The 2,447-nt window shown below is 54.3% G+C and carries 1 protein-coding gene; it reads right to left on the bottom strand.

Annotated elements, in window-relative coordinates:
• Window positions 1–350: 350 nt before the first annotated feature.
• Window positions 351–2,117: an ammonium transporter gene (locus QVO51_RS03495; protein WP_022357258.1), complete on the bottom strand. Its 1,767-nt coding sequence runs from the start codon at window positions 2,115–2,117 to the stop codon at window positions 351–353.
• Window positions 2,118–2,447 lie beyond the last annotated feature (330 nt).

Raw genomic sequence — 2,447 nt, 5'->3', positions numbered from 1 at the left:
TTTCCTCCTTCCCCATCCCCCTTTAGCATACACCCATAGGTTACACGTTCTTATGATGCTGCACAAAACGCTAAGGAATGAGATTTGGCGGCTGAAATCGTGAGAACGGTTCAGCACGTCCGTTTTCCACAAGAGTGGGGAGGGTTGTGGAAAAGAGAGTACGGTTGTCGCTCGCACGGCGGTAAACCCGTACTGCGTGAGTGGAGCACGCAGAGCATCAGAGAACGAAGAAAAGGGAAAGGTCACGCAAGCGCATCAAAAAAGAACGCCCACACCCCGGAGGGTGCAGACGTTCTGTGAGATAGAAGGGGCAGCAAATTCATACCGCACTGTGCGGCCAGGATGCGCCTTTAGTCATCCTGCAATGCATCGTAGCCGGATTCACCGGTTCTGACCTTGAGTACATTCTCTACGTCGTAAACGAAGATCTTGCCGTCACCGATCTTGCCGGTGTACAATGCGTGCTTTACGGTTTCAACCACTGTCTCAACCGGGACCTTGCATACGACCACTTCCACCTTAACCTTGGGCAGCAGTCTTGCTTCTACGGGAACGCCACGGTAATACTCCGCTGCGCCCTTCTGCATGCCGCAGCCCATTGCGTTGGTGACGGTCATACCAGTGATGCCGATGCCGTACAATGCGTTCTTGAGGGCGTCGAACCGCTCGATGTTGGTGATGATATCTACCTTGGTCATCTTTACGCCTGCATCGGATGCGATGCTGACGGACTTCTTATGCTCTACCGGTACGGACTTTTCAACAGGAGCAGCCGGAATTACGTTGGCAACTTCCTGTTCCTTGCCGGAGGCGGTAGTTTCAATGTGTGTTGTGGGGATAAAGTCAGCGTAGGAGGATGCCAGACCGTGCTCTGTGCTATCCAGACCAACGATCTCCTCGTGACGGCTTGCCCGCAGACCGATGGTCTTCTTGATGGCGTAGAAGGTCAGTGTGATGGTCACGCCTGTCCATGCCAGAACTGCGATCATACCCAGCAGCTGATAGCCGAACAGCTCAAAGCCGCCGCCGTAGAATACACCTGCAAGCTGCTTGCCATCTGCGTTTGCCAGGGAGTAGCCCGGAACCTTCGGATTTGCAAACAGACCAACTGCCACTGTGCCCCAGATACCGTTGCAGAAGTGTACTGCTACGGCGCCTACCGGGTCATCGATGTGGAGCTTGTAGTCCAGGAGCCATACGCCGAATGCCACCAGCAGACCGGAAACGATACCGATGATGGATGCGCCCAGGCAGTCCACCACGTCGCAGGGAGCAGTTACGCCTACCAGACCAGCCAGGGATGCGTTCAGACACATGGAAACATCCGGCTTGCCGTACTTGAGCCATGTAAAGATCATGCAGGTTACGGTTGCGATGGCAGGTGCGATGGTGGTTGCCATAAATACGGAGCCCAGCTGATCGATGGACTTGGCAGCAGCGCCGTTGAAGCCGTACCAGCCGAACCAGAGGATGAACACGCCCAGAGCGCCCAGGGTCAGGGAGTGACCGGGGATTGCGTTGACCTTTGTGACCTTGCCGTCCTTGTCGGTTTCAAATTTGCCGATTCTCGGGCCGAGGATCTTGGCACCGATCAGGGCGGACAGACCGCCTACCATGTGGATGGCAGTGGAGCCGGCGAAATCGTGGAAGCCCAGCTGAGCCAGCCAGCCGCCGCCCCAGATCCAGTGTGCTTCCACCGGGTAGATCAAAGCGGAGATCACGCCGGAGTATACACAGTAGGACAGGAACTTGGTACGCTCTGCCATTGCGCCGGAAACGATGGTTGCGGCGGTTGCGCAGAATACCAGGTTGAATACAAAGTTGGAGTAGTCAAAGTTTTCGTATGCGGTGAAGATATCCAGACCCGGCTTCCCGATCAGACCTACCATATCCTCCCCCAGGAATAAACCAAAACCGATGAGGATGAACACCACGGTACCGATACAGAAGTCCATCAGATTCTTCATGATGATGTTGCCCGCGTTTTTCGCACGGGTGAAGCCGGTTTCCACCATGGCGAAGCCGCACTGCATAAAGAATACCAGCGCAGCGCCGATCAGAAACCAAACGCCCCATAATTCCTTGTCCACGGCTTCAAAGATTGCTTCAGCATTCATAGAAACCCCCTTCTTTCTGCACATCCGGTGCAGAACACTGCTTTTGTATCCCGGCAAGCAGCCAGCCTGTGATGCTGCGGATTTTCCGCAAATACAAAAAGGCGTACATACCCTCAACACCCGCCGTTTTAGGTGGTAAGGTTATGCACGCCATTGTGCCGATATTTTAGGCAACACCGCACAAAGCCCGCCTGTCGGCTATGCGCAGCATCTGCTGACGAATTTTCCGTCATATCACACAGAAACTCCTTGCAATACGCCAGTATTCCTGCGTCGTTTCTATGCAATCTGACGCAAAATCTGTTGGCGCATCTACCACACATTCTTTGT

Source organism: Ruminococcus sp. CAG:379 (genome assembly GCF_000434255.1).
In the GTDB taxonomy this organism is placed as follows: Bacteria; Bacillota; Clostridia; order Oscillospirales; family Ruminococcaceae; genus Ruminococcus_F; species Ruminococcus_F champanellensis.
This window is presented reverse-complemented; position numbering and strand designations above follow the sequence as displayed.

Bases quoted from the DNA above. Each gene is read 5' to 3' on its own strand.
- QVO51_RS03495 (WP_022357258.1), bottom strand. From the start codon at position 2,117: ATGAATGCTGAAGCAATCTTTGAAGCCGTGGACAAGGAATTATGGGGC.